Below are 21,010 nucleotides of genomic sequence, written 5' to 3' on the forward strand. Positions count from 1 at the left end.
GAATTTATCCAGAACTTAGGTAGAGTGTCTGTCGTTAACAATCTAACGGTGTAGAACATAAAATAAAAGGGTGACTTATGAGCACTAATTCACACTCAGGCAATGACCTAAGTGAAGTAAAACAATTGGGAATGTGGGCTTCTATCACTAGCCTTGGCTATATTTTCTGGCTTGTGGGCGGCATGGAACTTGTCGAACGCATTGCCTATTATGGCGTCAAAGCCAGTGCAGGCTTATATGCAAAATCGCCGGTTTCTGAAGGTGGTTTAGGGATAGACCTTCACGACTACGGGATCATTCTTGCGGTTTGGGCAATGCTACAAACGTTTATACCTGTGATCACTGGCGGGATTTCAGATCGCGTCGGCTATAAAGAAACTATTTTTGCCTCTACGATTATCAAAATCATGGGCTACCTCACCATGGCTTTGTTCCCTGATTTTTGGGGTTTCATGTTCGGTGCCATGCTTTTGGCTGCTGGTACTGGGGTATTTAAACCCGGTATTCAAGGCACATTAGTGTTGTCAACCAAACGAGAAAACACCTCTATGGCCTGGGGCATATTTTACCAAGTGGTTAATATTGGTGGCTTCCTTGGACCATTAGTTGCTGTGCACATGCGTCAATTATCTTGGGACAACGTGTTCTATGCCTGTGCGGCAATTATCTCATTAAACTTTTTATTCTTATTAGCCTATAAAGAACCAGGCAAAGAGGAGCGAATCGAACGAGCACGCAAAGTAAAGTCGGGGGAAATCTATCAAGAAGCACTGTGGAAAGATGCGCTGCGCGAGCTTAAAAAACCAGTGGTAATATACTATATGCTCGTGTTTGCCGGTTTCTGGTTTTTATATAATTCATTATTTGATGTATTACCTATCCATATTGCCGAATGGGTTGATACCAGCATTATTGTCACCTCACTGTTTGGCCCAGAAGGCACTAGCAACGGTATTTTACAGTTCTGGTTAGGCTTAAATAATGAAGGCACCAAGGTGATGCCCGAAGGTATGCTGAACTTAAATGCCGGCATGATCATGACTACCTGCTTTTTAGTCGCCGCTTTTACCGCTAAGTACCGTATCACCACAGCAATGCTAGTGGGCTGTATTCTCAGTATCCTGGCAATCATGTTGGTGGGTGTATTTAACGCTGCATGGATGATTGTACTGGCAATTGTGATGTTTTCTTTTGGCGAAATGATGATTAGCCCAAAGAAAAATGAGTTTATGGGTAACATTGCCCCAGAAGGTAAAAAAGCCATGTACTTAGGCTTTGTGATGCTACCGCAAGGGATTGGTTGGACATTAGAAGGCTATTTTGCCCCTAAGCTTTATCAAATCTACGCGTCAAAGGAAATTATCTCACGTAATGAGTTAGTGACTAGAGGCATGAGTCAAACAGATGTAGATGCAATTCCGCAAGGTGAAGCATTCATGCGCTTAGTTGATTTTACCGGCATAGAAGCCCAACCGCTTACCCACATGTTATATGAGGCGAATAACATAGGTATGGCTTGGTATATTATCGGTGCAATTGGCATTATCTCTGCCGTAGGTATTTTTATTTATGGTAAGTGGTTGCTAAAAATGCAGCATAATCAAGCATAAAAATGTTAAATAGGCTCTTTGGGTGGAATCATAAGCCCATCAAAAGAATAACCTCATAACACGATAAATAATAAAGGGAGATGCTAAATGCATCTCCCTTTAAGTTTTTTGAAGTATTCAGTCGCTATTTAGATAGCATGGCAATGATAAAGTCTGATCTCATTACCGACTTATTCACTTCTAAGATTATTTAATAAACCATATTCACTTTATGTTGTGAATTAATGTGCACCTCCCATATGGACCTTATCGATACCATAAGTTTTGCCTTCTGCATGACACGTTGCACACGACTCCACAGGTAAGTTAGCTGTTGTGGCAGGACGACCTTCCACATATGCTCCATTACTTTCAAAGTGAGCTAAAGCAGAACTTTTGATGTGACAAGAGCGGCAAGATTCAGCAACCGGAGAAACAAATTGCGTTCCTGCTGAATTCACAGCAATTGCACGTTTACCTGACGTTAAACCACCATCAGCGGCAAATATGCTGACATCTTCTTTGTGACATGCTGAACATTGTGTAGCAACTGCAGGGTAACCTTCAGTTTCCATATCCGCATTCAAATGAATTGCTGGGAAACCACGATTATCATCCCATAGACCACTATGGAAGCGATGTGAAACAGTCATTAAGTCACGGTTGCTATAAGTTAGTCCCTCAACTAAAGCAAAAACTGGGACACCATCAGCATCAACTGCATCCGTTTTGTACTCAACAGTGCCATGGTATGAACCACCCCAAGTATTGTTGTGACAACCCATACATTGGTCAAAACGCTCGTTACCATAATGTTTTGCAATACCTAACGATGTATGACAAGAACTGCATTTTGCTTCGTCAGCACTCACCATAGAAGGAACGCTTTGACGAGCAATATTGGCACCTGAACCGTCTGCATTAGCTAAGTTCCAATATGCGGTGTCCATTGTCACGGCAACATACTCAACAGCGAATTGTTCTTCACCTGCTGTATTTTTACACTTAATTAGCTTCGCCTTCTCATCTGCACAAACTGAAAAACGAGGTGTAATGGCAATACTCTTACCTACCACGTTAAAGTTAGCCACTTTAGTGACGACAAGCTTGCCACCAGCAGAAACAACACCGTTTAGATTTAGAGATGTACCCACGAAATAAGTGCCATCAGCATCAACGGTACCTGTTTTGATTTCGTCATAATTGGCATAAGGACCAAAATCGAAGCCATCGGCAATAGGTTGACCATCGATACTTACATCAAGAGTAATACTCATTTGATCTTGCATAGCACCGCTAACATCAATAGCATCTTCTGCATAAGTGATATTGCTAACGGCAAACACAATAGAGTCAGTCGCCATTGCACGCACGCCAACATTATGTGCTTCACTTGGGCTTAAGCTACCTGCGCCATGACAACCAGAACATACTGCATCACTTGCTGGCACAATACCCCTATGGTTTACACCAGTGGTTAAGTCTACGTTCACGTGACACGATAAACATGCTTCAGCATAAATATTTTCATTCCACTGCTGACCATTATCATGGCAAGCGGTACATTCATTGAGCTCAGATGGAAAACCGATTTCACCAAACATCTCTTTGGCTTCACCAGTCAGAGAGTCTGCAATATGATGACCTGCATGGATAGTGTGGATCATAGCATTGAAGTTTGCATTGAAGCCTTTTTCAGGATCGTCCTGCCCACCCGCATACGCTGGATTATGACAAGCTACGCAATTTTCAACTTTTTGGTAATTATGATGAGCACCAATATTGGCTATACGCATATCGGTATCAGCATAGCCATCCATTGGGCTGTGACACTTAATACAGGCAGCATTTGATACAGCATCTTTGGATGAAACAGCTAGTTCACCTGTTGCAGGAATGAAGTCTAGTGGTGTCGATAATATTTTATCTGATACTGCAGCCCCATCTGACATGGTCACATCGTAAGCACGAATAAACACACGAACCAAATCGCCTGCATCGCCACTTGCTAGTACCACAGGCGCATTGCCATCATGCGCCCAAGAACCAATATAAGTACCAGGATTAGCTGGGTCTTCAACTAATGTACAAGCATCGACTACTGCGCCTCCTCGTGCTGCGGCTGTACCCGTTAAGGTACAATACATGCTACTACCAAAATCATTGGCAAGTGCATGGTTGGTCCATAGCATTGGCGCACCTGTATCAGTAGTATTAGCTGATTGACTCATCACATATAAGGCGACTTTATCAAGCCCCGAATATGGAACGTCCGCTCCACCCACTCCTTTACCTGATACAGTAAATTTAACGTTAAATGGATCAGCACCTACTACTACAATATCTGTAGGAGCCAGTGTTAAGTTAAAGTCATAGGCATTGTCAACTGTTGTAACGACCGAACCCGCTGGTGTGCCCGGAGTACCCGGTTCTCCTGCTGCACCATCACTGCCGTCAGAGCCACATCCTGTTACACCCAATGCTGCAATAAACGCCGCAGCAAGTAATGTTCGATTATAATTTTTCATCTTAAATCCCCCGATTTAATGAAATATGCTTTTTTGCATACTTAAACTATAAAAAAAAACCTTACTTTATGCGTGGTATATATACTGGGGATGTGAACAAAGGTTAAAATTTCGTTAAATGAAATTTACAATTTCGTATTTGGGGATTTCAATAATAATAATTCACTATTACTGAATATGTAATTCACTGATAAAAATTGTTAATAATAACTTCACACATATAATCCAAAAAAGGTGCCTTTTAATATTTCAAATTATAAAACAGCTATATACGTCTTATTAAAGTTAAACAGTCACTCTCAGTTAAATACAAACAACAGCGTTTTAACTATCAAACAGTCACAAACAAGTTTTTAATGAGAGTGATTATTATTTGCTTAGATTCTTCTGAATAGCGACGATATGGGTTATCGCGCTCAAAAAAACTATAAATAGGTAAGCTCATTACTTTTCTCAGTTTAGTAAACTCGCTCATTGGCAATGGTTTTGCACTGATTTGAGGTATATTGTTGGCAATCAACCCTTCCGGCTTAGTTGCCAACGAAACACTCCCCATGGTCATCAAATGCCAATACCAGTCATCAAGATCGCAGACATGATCAATACTGGCAAGATAATGACCTTTTTCTTGGCAATATAATTCCAGTGGATCAATTCGATGGTTAAAACCATGGCACTTCAGATACATATAATCAAACTCAGCAATGTCTTCCAGTGTTAATGGGTCAGGACAAAGCCAAATAGGGTGCTCACTTTTAGCCACAACATGTAAGCTATCTATTTTAACAATAGGGGTAAGGTTGAGCGAATGCTGCCCTTGGTCATCAAAACCAATGCCGAAATCTATCTCACCATTATGAATTTTCTCTTCTGTATCACTTTGCCATACATGTAAGCGCAAGGGACCAAAATGATTAAAGAATTTAGATGAGCTTAATGACATTGCTAAACTACTGATAATATTATTGGAAACTGCCACGTTCAGTAATGGTTTAGCTGGGTTACGATTAGTTTGTTGGGCCACAGTTTCAATTTGCTCTATGGTATCGCTGAGCTGACAAATCGGCTGATAAAGCTGTTCTGCTAAGGGGGTGGGCTTTAAACCTTGCTGACGACGGTAGAACAGCTCATCATCAAAAGTCTTACGTAATAATGTCAAACAACGGCTTACTTTAGGTGCGGAAACACCTAACTCCTTTGCCGCCAGATTAGCATAACCTGTCTCATAAATGGTTTTAAACACCAGCAGACAAAAAATGTCTAATTCACTCACCTTTTTAATAGCTTGAATGGTCACAAAATTACTCAATTAAAAGTTCATTCAAGTAAACTAGCATGTAACAAAAATGAAAAAATTGATCAAACTCGCGAAATGAACAAGCTGATTAAATCGGAAAGGAAAGTTAGTTCACTAAACTAACCTCATCCGCTGATAACGCCCGAAACTCGCCGGGTTGAAGTGTATTATCTAACTCAATATGCCCAATAGACTCTCGATGAAGTGCGACAACGGGATTATTAAATCGACCAAACATACGCTTAATTTGATGATACTTACCTTCATTTAGTTCAACAATGGCTTGGTAGCGAGAGACTATAATTAACGTTGCCGCTTGCGTAGTGATACCTTCATACTCAAACCACATGCCGCCAGCAAAAGCCTCAATATAAGTGTCATCAATTGGGTTAGCCAGGGTGACTAAATATCGCTTAGTGACCTTATTATCGGGCGACATCAATGCTTGTGACCATTTAGCATCATTGGTGATCAATAATAGACCAGTTGAATTTAAATCTAACCGCCCAGCAATATGCAGCAAGTCTTTATCGACACCCTCGAGTAAATCTAACGCAGTTTGATGCTGTTCATCCACCGTTGCACTGACCACACCTTGGGGTTTGTATAGCATCCAATAAGCTCGCTGCCTTTGCTGTAATATTTCACCTTGGCACTCAATCAAACTGAACTCATCGATTTGCGTGTCAGGAGTAATCACTATATCGCCATTAAGCAAAAGTTGCTGGTTAGCAATCAAACTTCGCACTGATTTTTTAGGGATTTGTAGCTGTTTAGCGATAAAGGTATCGATTCTGCCGCGCTTTGAGGCCATAACCTAGACTATTTCAAAGTTGAGTTAACCCGCATAATACCTTACTCTGTCAGTGGGGAAAACAAACAAGGAGTAACATGATTGCGCAACCTGCTAGTACAGAATTACACTCAGGAATGAGTATTAGCGAGCTTAAGCACGCTATTTCATCATTAGACAAATTTTTAGCAGACAATATCTTACATTGTTCAATTAATGAAACGCTCACTAGCCGCGCGAATTTTTTTGATAATTTGCTTAGCTTACTCTGGCGCGAGCATCAATTAGACCCTAACACTATTTCTTTAAATGCAGTTGGAGGCTATGGCCGCCAGACATTACACCCCTTTTCTGATATCGACATTTGCATCATTCACGATAAGCCACTTAATCAACAAGATTCAGCCAAAATAAGCGCATTTCTTACCCAATTATGGGATTTAAATTTAGATTTAGGCCACGGTGTACGTACCTTACAAGACACCTATCAAGCCTGTAGAGACGATGTCACTATTGCCACCAGCTTATTAGAAATTCGCCATATCATCGGCAATAAGCAACACGAAACCCAGATACTCACCGCATTATATGGTGATGAGTTATGGCGTAGCGACACCTTTTTTGAAGCCAAATTAACCGAACAACAACAGCGCCACGCCAAAGCACAGGGCACGGCTTACAGTATTGAACCCAATTTAAAAACCAGTCCTGGTGGCATGCGTGATTTACAAACCTTGACCTGGGTAGCGCGTAAGCATTTTGGTGTTGGCGATATGCTGACATTAAGACGACGCGGATTTTTTACCAATGATGAATATGCTGAATTACTAGAGTGTCAAAACTTTTTATTCAGAATACGCTTTGCATTACATCAAGCAGCTGGGCGTTCTGAAAACCGTTTATTACTTCAATATCAGGCAGAAGTCGCCAAACTGATGGGATTTGGAGAAGGCAGTCCTTTAGGCGAAGGTGGCAATATTGCCATTGAAAAAATGATGCGCCAAATTTTTAGAGCCATGAAACGCATTCGTGAATTAAATCAATTATTGATGGCTTATTTTGCCCGTGAAATATCACCTAATACACAGTCACACGTGATTCCAATTAACGACAAATTTGAAATTGTTGATCAGCACATTCACGTACGTGATGAAGATGTGTTTATTGATCGCACTCAAATCATGGCATTGTTTTTATTGATAGCGACCCATAACGACCAAATCGTTGGGATCAGCCCTGAAACCTTAAGACTACTTCGTCAAGTTCGCCGTCGTTTAATGGGCGACTTACAAGACTTTCAAGTGTGCCGTGAAACCTTCAAAAAAATATTTAATCACCCTGAAGGTATGGGCCTGGCCATCACCTTAATGCATCAGCACGGTATTTTAGCGTCATACCTCCCCCAATGGCGTGAAGTCGTAGGGCAAATGCAGTTTGATTTGTTCCATGCTTATACGGTTGATGAGCATACCCATAAACTGATTAAAAACATCTATCGATATGGCGTTGATCGTCAAAATGGCACTATCGATAATGATCGCAAACTTGCGGCTGATATTTATCAAAAAATGCCCAATAAATCATCTCTGCTGTTTGCAGCATTATTCCATGATTTAGCCAAAGGACGTGGCGGTGATCACAGCATATTAGGTGCGGTAGATGCCAGCTTATTTGCCAAGTTTCATGGTTTAAAGCTGTCCCACGAGCGCTTAATATGCTGGCTAGTTAAACACCATTTGTTAATGTCTATAACCTCACAACGTATGGATATTCACGACCCAGATGTGATTAATCGTTTTGCCAAAGAAGTCGGCAGCCAAACACGCTTAGATGCATTGTATTGCTTAACCATTGCCGATATTCAAGCCACTAATGACGACCTGTGGAATAACTGGAAAGCTGCGCTGTTAAAAGAACTGTATTTTGCTACCCGAAAAGCACTGCATAATGGCTTTGAAAATGTGCAACAACTTCGCGCCATTGTGCGCGACCATAAACAAGATGCAACCCAAATACTGCAAGCTGACGGGGTTGATGTAGACACCATTAAAGCGTTATGGAAACGTTTACCGCTATCATTTTTCAGTCATGCCGAATCCGATGATATTGCGCGCTACAGCAAAGCGTTAATCAAACATCAGTTACAGCCAGAATACGACAGCCAGTTTGAAACCTTAATATTAATCGATAATGTGACGGTCAAAGGTTGCAGCGACGTGTTTGTCTACAGCAAAGATAGACCGGGATTATTTGTTAAGCTATTTAATGCCTTAGCAACATTAAAAATCTCAGTTAAACAGGCGCAAATATCTAAAACCAAAGACGGTTATGTGGTCGAGTCCTTTAAAGTGTTAGATTTTGATGATATGCCAATTTTTAGTGAATCACGTCGAGCACAAGTACTTAAAAAGCTTTATAACGTACTTGACCATGACGCTAAGCTGCCTAAAATACGTCAACCACGCACCCACAAAAGTTTTGAAAACCAACTCAGTATTGAGTTTTTATACTCGCGCCAATCGACTCGCACAGTACTGAATGTATCAGCGTTAGATACCAGCGAGTTTATGGAACAAATCTCTAGTGCATTTAGAAAACAAGAACTGACCATTCACAGTGCAAATATCAGCACCGTGGGAGAGCGGGCGGATAACGTGTTCCTATTGTCCAACGCGCAGGGTCAACAACTTGATAAAGCAGAGTGTCAGCAACTAACAGAGCTGCTTAATCAAACAGTCGGAGATTAACCGTTATTTACGCCTAAAATTAGCGGTAGTCATTTTTCCGATAACCATATTCCCGATAACCATATTGCCGTTAATAATAGCGGTTATCGGTAATTTCATTTTGCATTAATACCAACCCCGTAAAGTTATGCGATAATCATCCCGTCCAAATTTAATAGAGCTAACACAATATATGACTCAGCCAGCAACCTTTAGCCATGAATTTACCCTTGATAAACGCTATTTTGCCGAAACCTATGATGCATCGGTCGATCCCTCAATTAAGGCAAAGGACTTTATTAAAACAGCTATTTTCGCGCTGATTGGACTAGGGATTTTGTTGTCCACCAATTTGGGCGATAACGAACTTGCCAATAAAAACATCTATTACTTAGGATATTTTTTCATAGGTCTAAGTGTGGTTGAAGCGTTAAGTATCAAGTTCAAACGCACCTGGTGGTTATGGCGTCAAATGATGAGCAAGGCCGCCAATAACAATGCCACGTTAACCTTAAATGAAGAAGGCATACACACACAGTCTGCCTATGTTAACCAAACAATCTTATGGACCGAGGTTTATCGTATAGCCGAAACAGACAGCGGATTTTTAATCACCTTAGCCAAGGCCAAAAGCTACTTAAGCAAGCAAGGCTTACCAGACCATGCATTGGCGTTTTTACGCAGTAAAATATAACCACAAAATATTTATCCCAGGAATGTTTGAACTATAGTCATACCGGTCAACTTGGATTATGATTTATCCATAACGATAAAGTGCTATCTCAATAGGACATAATATGAAGTACCCTGCAATAACCTTGATTTTTTCTGGTTTGATGTTTGTCACCAATGCAGCAATCGCCTTACCACAGCCTTTGGCAAAAGATATTGCTTCTTTAAAAGCCGCTTGTGCTGAAATAGCCCAAGAAGACTTGTTACCTGATAACGAAATCGCGCCATTTCTTCTAGATTGTGTCAACGATCAACTTAACGAACGTGGTTATGAGCGAGTAGAACATCTTGAAGGTGTTTCCCAAAATGTTGATAGCCCTGAAGATGATTCCCCTGCTGAGAAATCATTAGTGGAAGTATTAACTGAAGACGAAAATACACAGCAATAATTGCTAAACAAAAAACACCTACGTCCTGTAGGTGTTTTTATTAACAGTTAACTCATTTTTAGCATCGATTAACTCGCTTCGATTAACTCGCTTCGATTAACTCGCTTCAATGCTAGCAGCATTGGTATCTGCGTCTTCAACTGCTTGCCAATATCCTTGATTTATTCCTTTGGCAATCATTTCAGCTACGGCTAACTCAATCGCTTGTAATACACAAAACTGTACTGGCTCATTGGTGGTAAACCCGATCTCAGCCTCTGCTAATCGGTTTAAGCTGGTATAGCGAAACAATCCAGCACGCATCTCCTGTGACAGCACACGTTTAGTGGTCGACACCGACATCATTACTTTACCGCTGTGTACATCAACCGCACGTAAATAAATGGTCACCTGGTCTTCACGGTACATCTCTGAGGCGCCAATGCCATAATATTCAACGCCTGCACCGCCAGTGCTGGTATTGGTTTCATAACTGATAATCCCACCTTCTAACAATAAACGTGCATTAGATAAGCTCGGCATATCATCGCCTTTAGTGCCTTGCTTATTACTAATTTTGCGCTCAGTTAATAAATTTTGTAAGCCTTCGCGCTCAACCGGAGTAAACCATCTAGAATCTAATAAAGTTTGCATCAACATTGACGTCGCCCCTTGGGTGACGGCGGTTGAAAAAGAACTCACATTAGCTTGGGGTTTATATTGTCCGGTTTGATCCCTAAATGAATAAACCGCTACAGGAATAGGAAACTTAGGGCCTGATTGAGCTTGAAGCGCTAACATGGTTTCACTGATAGGGTTAACTTGTGCTTCGGTTAAATTAAGATCCGGTTTAGGGACTAAACTACAGCCAGAGACTACGCCTAAAAACAGCACACTATTCAAAGATAGAGAGAATAATTTTTTCATCAAATTATACTCCATATGTCGGCATTTCAATCACAGTCACTTCACCTGAAAGTAAATTGGTAATCGTTAACATGACACCATTTCCGGTTGAAACCACTTCAACTCTAAAATCTCCGGTGTCATAGATACCATCAGTAATTTCACCATCAGCCACACCGCGGGTAATGGTGTTAATAATATTTCGCTCTAACGACTCTTTAAAGCGCGTAACAAAATCTTTATCACTAGATGGTGATTGATTATCATTTTGTGAGTTCGCCTTGTTGAGTAAAAAAGAGCCATTTAATGGCGAACCACCAAAACTTGGGTTAACTGGGGTATAAACTAATTCTGTGGCTGTAACATTACCCACTAACAATGCGCTAAAACTTACCGTCAACAACCGCTTAAACATTCTGTTTCTCATTTTTTATCCTAAAGTCCGTTTGATGGATCTGCTATTTCATTGGTAAGCGCGCTGGCTCTTACCTGAGCGATATAATCAATAGTGATTAATAACGCCTGCTCAGCGCGTTCTTTAATCGGTGCTGCGCGTCGGCCAAAGTGAGTTCGATATATTTGTGTGCCGTTGACCTCTAATGTCAGCAAGGTACCGGCTTGAGGGTATACAGTCTCATAAAGCGTCACATTAAAGCCTTGGGTAAAGGGAAGGTCACGCCAATAACCAGAATAATAAAAACCGAAATCTTTACCAAAGCGAGTTAAGGTACGATCAATCACTAAACCACTGATTTCAATATCTGACTCTTCGGCTGCAACGGGCATAACGAATAACATCGACACACAAAGCAATAAACAGCTAAAGCTCCACTTCGTTATGAGTAAATATAGGGAGTGACAACTGCGTGTCATTAATGGGTAATCCTTCACCTAATGTATGAAGTATTACATTAACAATATCGACCACACATCGTCATCCTTAGATTGATAAAAACGGGGTAAATTAGCTCATATGTCTAAGTAATAAAAAGCAAATTAGTTCTTTTGGCTAGGTCTAATAGATTAAAATGCAATAAAAAAGCAGCTGAGTAGCTGCTTTTAAAAGTGCGATTATCGTTTCCAAACACTCTGTTTAATATGCTCCCTCAAGGCCCCCGCTTAGAGCATTCAGTTTAAAACACTTGAACAAAAATGCCGATTGATGCACCAATAGCAACAAACCAGGATAATGACCGTAAAGTGCCATAATTTAATAAATACAATGCATGATAAACCACTCGAGCAACCACATGCACTATGGCTAAAATGGCCACAACATCGGTAACGTTATTAGTCACTATTGCGGTTAAAACCGCCATACCAAATACAAGTAATGATTCAAATGCATTTTGATGCCCTGCTATCGCTCTTGCGCCGAAGCCAGTCAGTTTGGCTTGCTGCGCCCTTGGATGGGCATTGTCATATCCGCCCAATTTAGACATCGCCATGGCTACTGGCACTTTCGCTAAATAAGGTAACATCATCGCGATAAATAAACATATGAGTAAAATAGTCATCTCTTTCCCTTTAAGTTTGTTGTTATTTTATTAAAAAATGCACTGTTAAATTGCCAGTAACAACACTGTTTTTAATGTGTATTATCAAAAAGATTTTAACAGTAGCACAACAGCCATTAACCACAACCTTATTCAAAAGCACTTTGTAAGATCCTCTGCTCTAAAACGCTCTTAATCCGTACCTAGCTGAAGTCGCTATATAAATAGCACAATAGTTTTTATAAATTATCCGAGGACGAATGTCATTTTTTGATAATAAGGTTTGATCACTTTCAAACTCATTTTTGGACAAAAGCGGGTTGGAAGATTTGTTTTTATAAAAGTTTGCCCTGATCAGACTAAATTTTAAAACTCTATTAAATTTTCATTGGCGTCAAAGGTTGACTACAAGTGCAGATGATCCAGCGAGACGCCGCAAGCACATCCATGTGGGCTTAACCAAAACATCCTTGTTTTGGATACTCGCTGGCTCATCTGCACCCGCATTTATATCTCTTCGATTTAGCTTCATTTGTGATTGTAGTAAAAGCTAAATCAGAACAAGAGTTAACTCGTTTTTGGACAGAAATGATTTAGAAAAGTTAGTGTTTCAATTTACTTTTTATAAAAGTTTACCCTGACGCATTAAATTATTAAATTATCAAATAAAGTTTACAGTGACCCCATATATCCACAGCGTGTTTAGTAAAACATCTCTTTTTCTTCGTGCCACTTAGCAGGCTCTTCATTGTCATACAGAAATACCTCACAATTATCGCCACCAAAGGTACGTCTAAGCTCACTGACAAACCCAAGCACTATTTCTTGAAACTCCTCAAATTCGAGGAAATCAAGCCCTGATGGGTAAGCAACCGCCCCCCACCACAGCGAGTTGTCAGAACTTGCTTCTTCAGCGCAGGGCTGGCGCGGCTCAATCATTAACGACTCCATACCATACTCTTGCTCAAAGCGACGATATGCCTCAGAGTGTTCGTGTTTTGTTTTGATTGCCCACAATTGCGCTAATTGTGGCTCACAGAGCTGCCACCGCACCCGATATGTAATATTCATGCTCATGGTTTAGTTGCCTTTACTGTCTTAGCACGAAAACCCTCGGTGCAGCCTTCAGTAATGTGGGCTTGCATCTCAACTATTAATGCAAAGGATTCCTGTGTCGCCTGGTAAAAATCCTCTTCGCTAAAACACCACACTGATGGAGGAACTCGCCAGCCAGTTTCATAGTCCAATACTTCGCCCTGACTAACTCGTATTGCATTGTAAATGAGTCCTAATGGCCCTCCTGCAGGCATATAGTTTTTATTTGGAACGACAAAAAATTCGAAATCAACCCATTGCCGTGCAATGATGCTCAGTAAAATGTCATTTCGAGGGTACTTTTTATCAATTCGCCAAAAACCACCTTCAATTTTACGGTATTTGACAGGCATGCCGGCGGCTCGAGATACCTCATCCATGATTTCGATTTGTCGCTCCAGAGGCACATAGTGCTCATCTTTAGCAACCTTGCTCTCAATTCTTGGAAATCTGCTAAACAATTCATGAAAGCGCTCACCATGATTAATCGCTAGCGCAGCGTTGAGTACGGGCTGACTCACACGATTAAGAATCCATTGATTTATCTGTTCAGTTGTGAAATCCGTCATGAAATCCATCGATTATCCTTTGATTAGTTGGATTGTCTGGGTCGATTAGTTGGGTCATAGCCTGAGGGATCTCCACAAAATAATGAATATAAATAATGAGATAGGTTAAAGGCTGAGGAACATTCATGGAATTTGGTGATCAAATTTATCGCCAAACAAATATTACCACGAGCAAATGCCATGAATGCGAAACACGTTTTATCAAAATGCCTATCGTTTGTCACCCCATTAATGCACAAAACACTTCGCTTGAGTTTGTTTGCTGCCATTGAAAGCTCAATGAACGGTGGCTCGCTTTCTATCACAGGACTTGGCCGACAATTAATGGGGCCAGAGTAAACATTTTAAGATCGTTTATAGGCGCTATTATTGAATGGATTTTTCTTCCCTAAATGGCGTGCTCGATGATGGTCTACGAGCTAGCCGACTCTACCCTTAAGTTCTCACTTTAATCTAGTTTGTTAGCTACTTTCTGTAATCTAAGGTGCAAGATGTTTTATCGCATCACTAACTTAAATTCACTCTTAATAACAAAGACTTACAAAGGAATGCTACTATCAGGTCAAATCGAAGGTGTTTAATGGCGCAGTGTAAACGCGGCTGCGGCCTTTGCCAGCATGGATGCTGGCGTAGAGCCCACAGGGATGTGCTTGTGGCGTGTCGCAGAAGTGTTTGCACTTTAAGCCTAATGGAGGTGAGTGACCATTACATTATTAACCCTGTTGTACAGGTAACCAAACCTTGACACTTAAACCACCTTCTACACGGTTTTGCATGCTAATTCGGCCACCGTGGGCTTCAATAATCTCGCGGCACAAGGGCAAACCAATGCCTGTGCCAGACTGCTTAGTTGAGTAAAACGGCAGTAACGCTTGCGATAATACCTCGCTCGACATGCCACTCCCTTCATCTTCCACTTTTATTAATAAACCCACTACTGGGTGGGTTATCTGTTCAAAAATCAGTGCGACGCTTTCTGCACTTGAACCAGACTCATGGGCATTTTTCAGTAAGTTAATCAGCACTTGTTCTAACTGAACCGCATCAAGTTTAATTGGCGTTTGCGGTAAAGACGACAACACCTTGAATGGGTATTGCTGTGCTAACTGCAGAGTCATTTTAGACCAATCAATCAGCTGTTTCTGTGGCAGCGGCAGCTTTGCAAACTCGGCATAATGGGAAATAAACTGACTTAAATGCGTGGTGCGATTCTCGATGGTATCAAAAATTAATTGCAGCTTACTGTTATCTAAATGTTGGGTTAAAAACTTACCTGAGTTGACCATAGAGGCGATTGGAGCCACTGAGTTATTCAGCTCGTGACTGATAATGCGTATCACCTTTTTCCACACAGCCACTTCTTGGCGATTGAGCTCTTTGGTCAGTTGTTTTAGTAAAATTAAATGATGCTGTTGATTGTTTTGGGTAAAGCGACCTCGGGAAATATGCCAAGTTTCAACATCACCATCCGTGCCCATATCATCAGCACCGTCAACCGAGTTTCCACCCATCGAAAACAGCCCTTCTTGCTCACTGTTTAACGCGGCTTTAAGCGCATCGGGCAACATCATTATCAGTTCAGATAACAGCATACCTTCTACTTTTACACCGTGATTAAATAAGTGTCTGGCGGCGCCATTAGCATAAATAACCCGTTGATTATCATCAATCAATAACATCACATTGGGTGAGTTTTGAATCACTTTATCGAGCATTAACTCACGCTGATAAATAAATTGTCGCTCGCTGCGCAGTTTTGCTGACGCTTGATTGTATAAACTCACCAAAGCATCAAGTTGTGGCTCGCCATAGGGATGCAGCGACACACTAAAATCATTATCTTTGAAGTTAAGTAAGCCGATTTCAAGTGCTTGCAGGCTGTCACTCAATCTGCGGGTAAGCCACATGCTGCAAAAATAACACACCGCCAGCATGACAATAATGGCCAACCATAAGGTGTCATCACCCAATGTAAACCACACTAAAGCGCCTGACACCGAAGCCAAAAGACAACTTAGCAGGTTACTGATCAGCAATTTAGTGCGCAACGATAACATCATTATTTAGTCACCCTAAGACCATATTTTTCCATACGACGATAAAGGGCTTGTCGGCTTAGACCAAAGGATTTAGCGACTCTGGCAATTACGCCATTATGTTGGGTTAAGGCCTCTTCTATCTGTTGCTTGTCGGGTTCGAAAATCGACTGAGTATCATCAGTATCTTGCTTACGGTTATTAAGATGATCTTCAACCACCAAGTCATACTGGGCAGCCACGCCGCCATTAGCTACTGCCATTAAGCCAAAATCATCAATCGTAAGCTGTGCGGATTTTGCCAGTAACGCCGCCCGTTTACAGGCGTTTTCTAATTCGCGCACATTACCCGACCAACTGTGTGTAAGTAACGCCTGTTGGGTCGACTTATCAAGGCTAAAATTCGCACCTATAAAGTGTTTTACTAAGGGTAAAATATCATCTTGACGTTGATTGAGTGGCGGCACATTCAGTTCAATCACATTTAAGCGGTAAAACAAATCTTCACGAAAACGCCCATGGGCTATATCGTCGGCTAAATAAGCGTTAGTGGCACTCACCACCCGCACATTCACTTTGCGGGTTTGATGGCTACCTAAACGTTCAAACTCACCGGTTTGCAACACGCGCAATAGTTTCACTTGGCCAGATAATGGCAAATTACCAATTTCATCTAAAAATAACGTGCCACCGTCGGCCGCTTCAAAACGGCCGATACGGGTTTTATTTGCGCCGGTAAAAGCACCCGCTTCGGCGCCGAACAATTCGGCTTCTAGTAAATCTAGCGGTAAAGCGCCAATGTTAACCTTAATAAAGGGTTTGTCTTTTAATGGCGAGTTCGCCTGTAAAATATCGGCTATTTTATCTTTGCCCGCACCATTGGGACCAGTGATCATTACCGACACATCGGAGCGCGCCACCTGTAATGCCAAATCAACACAGCGCTGCATAGCGCCACTGCCAAACACTAAGCCACATAAATCAGCACCATTAATGGCCGACATACGTTCGCTGTCTATCCGAGTTAATTGACTGTTTTGCTGAGACAACCGATAAATTGATAAGAGGTTACTAATACTATTGAGCAGCTTGGCGTCATCCCAAGGTTTACCCATGTAATCGGCGGCGCCCGCTTTGACTAACTCGACAGCGGTTTCTAATTGAGTCCAAGCCGTCATTAAAATAATCGGTAAATTAGGCTGTAACTGACGCAATGCGTAAAACAGTTGTTTACCCTCTTCACCCGAGGTGGTGTCACGGCTAAAGTTCATGTCCTGAATAACCAGGCTGATCTCTTTATTCGTGACAATCTCAACTGCCGCGGCTGGCGTGTGACAAAAAATAGCCTGATAGCCATGCAACTCAATCATCAGTTCAAGTGCCTGACAAATAGCATGGTTGTCATCAACAATTAAAATATTATCCATTAAAGTTTATTTGAGTCCAATTAGGTTGCAGCTATACAAAAACATGTTTACACAAAAGTCTGTTTATACAATCAACATTTAAAACAAAAGGCAATAAACAATAACATGACAAAAGACCTCACTGTCACGCTATTGTTAAGTACAAGCGCCGTTTTGCATATTAAACGCTACGCGTTGCCATGGCAGGTGAAATATTAGCGGCTTTGGCTGCCGGCACTATTACTGCAAAGGTCGTCACAACCAGTAAACCAATCACAGACATAATAGGATAAATCACTGGCACCATAGGCAAGCTATAAAGTGACATTAATTGCTGTCCAAGCACTAATGCTAACATACCGCCGATAACGCCACCGACAATACATATCAAATAGTTTTCGACCATAAAGTATTGAATAATATCGCGCTTGCGCGCTCCTAGTGCTCTACGTGTGCCTATTTGTTTGGTGCGGCGTTGAATGTTAAACATCACCATCCCGGTTAATCCCAGTGCTGTAATTAATAGCAATAACACCACCATAATACTCAATACCGTCGCCATTAAACGATGGTTACTATAGGTTCTGTCACGCAGTTCAGCCACTGTTTGAAAATTATCCAACACCCGATTTGGATTTTCTGCATGAAACGCTTTGCGAATGGCCTCTTCTAAGCCTTTGGTGTGCTCGGGTAAGGCTCGCACCATATAGGATTTATTACTGCCATAACCACCAAAGTCGATATTTTGAATAACACTGTATTCAAAGTTTTCATGGTCAACCCAAGCTCCTTGCAGTTTTTCTACCACGCCAATAATCGTTACAGCTTGATCACCTTGATACACGGTTTTACCTAATGGCGATTCATCCCCCCAAAACGCTTTAGCTAGGGGCTGCGACACCATTGCCAACATACCGCTATCACTGAAATTGGTATTAATTTCATCTGCGGTAAAATTACGCCCTGCAATTAACTTTGCTCCCATCACGTTGAGTAAGTGCTCGTTACCCAAATAAAAGGCAAAACCTGGGGTGCTTTTAGCAATGTCTTCGTTTGGGCTGTCGGTATAGCGATCCATCCAACCACTATCACTTAACGGCAGCATATTACTTGAACTGGCATCAATCACATTGGGCAGCGAGCGCAAAATTTGTTGATCCACTTGGTTTTGCTTAGCATTGTCGATAGCTGGGTCGAAGTTATATACACTAAAAGTAAGAATTTGATCTTCAGCATAACCCGAATCTCGCTGCATTAACGACAAACGCTCGTTAATAATAAAGCTGGCGTTAGCCACAATAGCGACAGACAAAATAATCTGTAGTAACAGTAAAACAGGTGCACTTTTACTGCGCATTAAACTGGATAAAATCGGTTTTATATGTAACATGGCGATGTCCTTTTTAACTTTTACTGGAGTTATTGGGCTTTTAAATACACGCTAGGTTTAGTGCGACACACCACCCACGCAGGGTATACACCCGCTAATACCGCGGTAGAAATCGCAATAAGCGGGGTGATAAACCACATACTGGCATCAAGCCCTGTCAAACTTTGATCTACTTCGAAATAAGCATGCAACGCAGTTAATGACCCCCATGCCCATAACAGACCAATCACCCCACCAATAAAGCCAATCATGCCGACTTCAACCATGTATTGACTGAAAATCTGTCTGCGGCTGGCACCAATAGCCCGTCTAACACCCACTTCTGGGGCTCGCTTTAAAAACTTGGTAAGCAACAGCCCGAGAATATTCACCAAGCACACACTTAAAAACATCAAGCTTAATCCGACTAAAATTTTGGTGTCTTTATGTACTACATTATTGTCTTCGAGCCATTTAGCCACGTCGCTAATTTGCACCAATTCTGGGATTGTTTTAGCGGTATCGGTAAATCGACCTATAGCGCGCTGCTGCTCAACATAACGAGTTAGCCATTCTTGATAACTTTGCTTTTGTTCCACAGTGTTAAGTTCGGTCCAAAATTGAATCCATATTTTTTCTGACACTAATCTATCGTTATACGTCAGCATGGGTTCAGTTCTCCAACCATTGGTATTACCCCACACTTCAAACTCTTCTTGCGGCGTTAATGAAAATGGAATGAAGATTTCTTCAGCCTCATTAAACGCGCCGTTTAGTGGGTCATAATATTTGGGCTGTGGATTCCAGTCTTCAATTACCCCAACAATTTGATAAGGTTTGCGGTTTAAAAATACGGTTTTACCGACACTGTTTTTACCTTCAAAAAAGCGTAAGTTCAGTTTTTGACTAATTACAACTTGGTAAGCTGGGCGTAAATCAACGCTGGCATCCCAGTAGCTGCCATATAGAAATGGCACTGAAAAAATCTTAAAAAAGTCCCTATCGGTCACCCGCACACTATTTAATACCGGCTCGATTTTGGGGTTGTCCGACTGCAGTGCTAAGCCGGTACGAAACGTCGCTGCTTTCAATTCAAGCTCTACATTATTGCGTAAGATCATTGCATCCATATAGGTAATGTTAGAGCTAAACTCATCCCAGGTATCTAAGCCTTGGCTCCACAGCTGAACCGAGTTAATCATCTCGCTGCGTTCGCCTGCCGGGTTATAAGACATGGTTTTATAAACGTTTAAAGTAGTAATGGTAATACCAATACCAATTGAAATCGCTAATACCATTAACATCGATAACATCGGTGTTTTTCGAATACTTCGCCACGCTAAATCACAATAGTAAAAAAACATAATGCTCTCCTTATGCGATTAACGCGTGCCCGTAGCAGCTTGTTGGTACATCGAAAAGTCACACACTTGACCATCAACAATTTGAATATTGCGCTGGGCACGGCGGGCAAGTTCTGGGTCATGGGTGACCATAATAATGGTGGTGCCTTGTTGATTGATATTTTCAAGTAGCTCCATCACTTGGCGTGCCATTAAGCTGTCTAGGTTACCGGTTGGTTCATCGGCGAGTAAAAAACGCGGCTCGCCCGCTAAGGCACGTGCTATCGCGACCCTTTGCTGCTGTCCGCCAGACAACTGCGTCGGTAAATGCTTCATTCGCGCACCTAAACCCACTTGTTCTAATGCTGATTCTACTCGACGCTTACGCTCACTCGCTTTCATACCGCGATAACGCAGCGGTACTTCGACGTTTTCGGCCAAGTTAAGATCAGGGATAAGGTTGAATCCCTGAAAGATAAAGCCAATCTTTTCATTACGGACTTTGGCGCTATTGTTGTCACTTAAGTTCGACACATTGACACCATCAAGGCTGAACTCGCCAGAGGTAAAACCTTCAAGTAAACCAGCAATATTCAAAAAGGTGGTTTTGCCTGAACCAGAGGGACCGGTTACTGCCACAAATTCGCCCTCTTGTACTTCAAGGTTAAAGTCTCGCAGGGCATGGGTTTCAACTAAATCGGTTTTAAATACTTTACTGATATTTTTCATGGATAACATACTGGCTTTCCTTAGTTTA

The 21,010-nt window shown here is 41.5% G+C and carries 18 protein-coding genes and 1 pseudogene; 5 read left to right on the forward strand and 14 right to left on the reverse strand.

Annotation, left to right across the window (positions count from 1 at the left end; all coding sequences use genetic code 11):
• The first annotated feature begins 77 nt into the window (after positions 1 to 77).
• A complete protein-coding gene (locus FJ709_RS15135; RefSeq protein WP_226410854.1) occupies positions 78 to 1,610 on the forward strand; it encodes an MFS transporter in 1,533 nt (510 codons plus the stop codon).
• 221 nt (positions 1,611 to 1,831) lie between these two features.
• On the opposite strand, the gene FJ709_RS15140 is transcribed toward FJ709_RS15135, so the two are convergent.
• The 3 genes from FJ709_RS15140 to FJ709_RS15150 all read right to left on the reverse strand — a co-directional run bounded on the left by FJ709_RS15140 (position 1,832) and on the right by FJ709_RS15150 (position 6,228).
• Entirely contained in the window at positions 1,832 to 4,117 is a 2,286-nt protein-coding gene (locus FJ709_RS15140; protein ID WP_226410855.1) for an OmcA/MtrC family decaheme c-type cytochrome, read from the reverse strand.
• Positions 4,118 to 4,448: 331 nt separating this feature from the next.
• The gene (locus FJ709_RS15145; protein WP_226410856.1) at positions 4,449 to 5,426 is read right to left on the reverse strand and encodes a LysR family transcriptional regulator; all 978 of its coding nucleotides are present in this window, start codon (positions 5,424 to 5,426) and stop codon (positions 4,449 to 4,451) included.
• A 94-nt stretch (positions 5,427 to 5,520) separates the two neighbouring features.
• Positions 5,521 to 6,228, reverse strand: coding sequence for a 16S rRNA pseudouridine(516) synthase (locus FJ709_RS15150; protein WP_226410857.1), 708 nt, complete (start codon positions 6,226 to 6,228; stop codon positions 5,521 to 5,523).
• A gap of 77 nt (positions 6,229 to 6,305) precedes the next feature.
• Between FJ709_RS15150 and glnD the strand changes: the two genes are divergently transcribed.
• From glnD to FJ709_RS15165, 3 genes are all read left to right on the forward strand, one after another.
• Entirely contained in the window at positions 6,306 to 8,954 is a 2,649-nt protein-coding gene (glnD, locus tag FJ709_RS15155; protein ID WP_226410858.1) for a [protein-PII] uridylyltransferase, read from the forward strand.
• A 172-nt stretch (positions 8,955 to 9,126) separates the two neighbouring features.
• Positions 9,127 to 9,627: a YcxB family protein gene (locus FJ709_RS15160; RefSeq protein ID WP_226410859.1), complete on the forward strand. Its 501-nt coding sequence runs from the start codon at positions 9,127 to 9,129 to the stop codon at positions 9,625 to 9,627.
• Between the two features lie 103 nt (positions 9,628 to 9,730).
• Positions 9,731 to 10,054: a hypothetical protein gene (locus tag FJ709_RS15165; RefSeq protein ID WP_226410860.1), complete on the forward strand. Its 324-nt coding sequence runs from the start codon at positions 9,731 to 9,733 to the stop codon at positions 10,052 to 10,054.
• A 96-nt stretch (positions 10,055 to 10,150) separates the two neighbouring features.
• On the opposite strand, the gene FJ709_RS15170 is transcribed toward FJ709_RS15165, so the two are convergent.
• The 6 genes from FJ709_RS15170 to FJ709_RS15195 form a co-directional block, all read right to left on the reverse strand.
• Positions 10,151 to 10,960, reverse strand: a complete 810-nt coding sequence (locus FJ709_RS15170) for a CsgG/HfaB family protein (protein WP_404829969.1) — start codon at positions 10,958 to 10,960, stop codon at positions 10,151 to 10,153.
• Positions 10,961 to 10,964: 4 nt separating this feature from the next.
• Entirely contained in the window at positions 10,965 to 11,354 is a 390-nt protein-coding gene (locus FJ709_RS15175; protein WP_226416009.1) for a curli assembly protein CsgF, read from the reverse strand.
• A gap of 20 nt (positions 11,355 to 11,374) precedes the next feature.
• Positions 11,375 to 11,737, reverse strand: a complete 363-nt coding sequence (locus FJ709_RS15180) for a curli production assembly/transport protein CsgE (RefSeq protein ID WP_226410861.1) — start codon at positions 11,735 to 11,737, stop codon at positions 11,375 to 11,377.
• 335 nt (positions 11,738 to 12,072) lie between these two features.
• Positions 12,073 to 12,456: an MAPEG family protein gene (locus FJ709_RS15185; RefSeq protein WP_226410862.1), complete on the reverse strand. Its 384-nt coding sequence runs from the start codon at positions 12,454 to 12,456 to the stop codon at positions 12,073 to 12,075.
• Positions 12,457 to 13,137: 681 nt separating this feature from the next.
• Positions 13,138 to 13,512 carry a hypothetical protein gene (locus FJ709_RS15190; RefSeq protein ID WP_226410863.1) on the reverse strand — a complete coding sequence of 125 codons (375 nt, stop codon included), beginning with the start codon at positions 13,510 to 13,512 and terminating at the stop codon, positions 13,138 to 13,140.
• Positions 13,509 to 14,108, reverse strand: a complete 600-nt coding sequence (locus FJ709_RS15195) for a hypothetical protein (RefSeq protein WP_226410864.1) — start codon at positions 14,106 to 14,108, stop codon at positions 13,509 to 13,511. Before FJ709_RS15195 ends, FJ709_RS15190 begins: the two co-directional genes overlap by 4 nt.
• A gap of 171 nt (positions 14,109 to 14,279) precedes the next feature.
• Here FJ709_RS15195 and FJ709_RS15200 point away from each other — a divergent pair.
• A pseudogene (locus FJ709_RS15200) lies at positions 14,280 to 14,423 on the forward strand (IS4 family transposase); the annotation flags it as partial.
• A gap of 389 nt (positions 14,424 to 14,812) precedes the next feature.
• Here the strand turns inward: FJ709_RS15200 and FJ709_RS15205 are convergent.
• The 5 genes from FJ709_RS15205 to FJ709_RS15225 all read right to left on the reverse strand — a co-directional run bounded on the left by FJ709_RS15205 (position 14,813) and on the right by FJ709_RS15225 (position 20,991).
• Positions 14,813 to 16,156 carry a sensor histidine kinase gene (locus FJ709_RS15205; RefSeq protein WP_226416010.1) on the reverse strand — a complete coding sequence of 448 codons (1,344 nt, stop codon included), beginning with the start codon at positions 16,154 to 16,156 and terminating at the stop codon, positions 14,813 to 14,815.
• Positions 16,157 to 16,158: 2 nt separating this feature from the next.
• Positions 16,159 to 17,562: a sigma-54-dependent transcriptional regulator gene (locus FJ709_RS15210; RefSeq protein ID WP_226410865.1), complete on the reverse strand. Its 1,404-nt coding sequence runs from the start codon at positions 17,560 to 17,562 to the stop codon at positions 16,159 to 16,161.
• A gap of 160 nt (positions 17,563 to 17,722) precedes the next feature.
• Positions 17,723 to 18,931, reverse strand: a complete 1,209-nt coding sequence (locus FJ709_RS15215; protein WP_226410866.1) for an FtsX-like permease family protein — start codon at positions 18,929 to 18,931, stop codon at positions 17,723 to 17,725.
• A gap of 29 nt (positions 18,932 to 18,960) precedes the next feature.
• Positions 18,961 to 20,274, reverse strand: a complete 1,314-nt coding sequence (locus tag FJ709_RS15220) for an ABC transporter permease (protein ID WP_226410867.1) — start codon at positions 20,272 to 20,274, stop codon at positions 18,961 to 18,963.
• Between the two features lie 18 nt (positions 20,275 to 20,292).
• Positions 20,293 to 20,991 (reverse strand): ABC transporter ATP-binding protein, encoded by a 699-nt coding sequence (locus tag FJ709_RS15225; RefSeq protein WP_226416011.1) that lies wholly within the window; start codon positions 20,989 to 20,991, stop codon positions 20,293 to 20,295.
• Positions 20,992 to 21,010 lie beyond the last annotated feature (19 nt).

The sequence above is a fragment of the Shewanella glacialimarina genome (genome assembly GCF_020511155.1).
GTDB classification, from domain to species: domain Bacteria; phylum Pseudomonadota; class Gammaproteobacteria; order Enterobacterales; family Shewanellaceae; genus Shewanella; species Shewanella glacialimarina.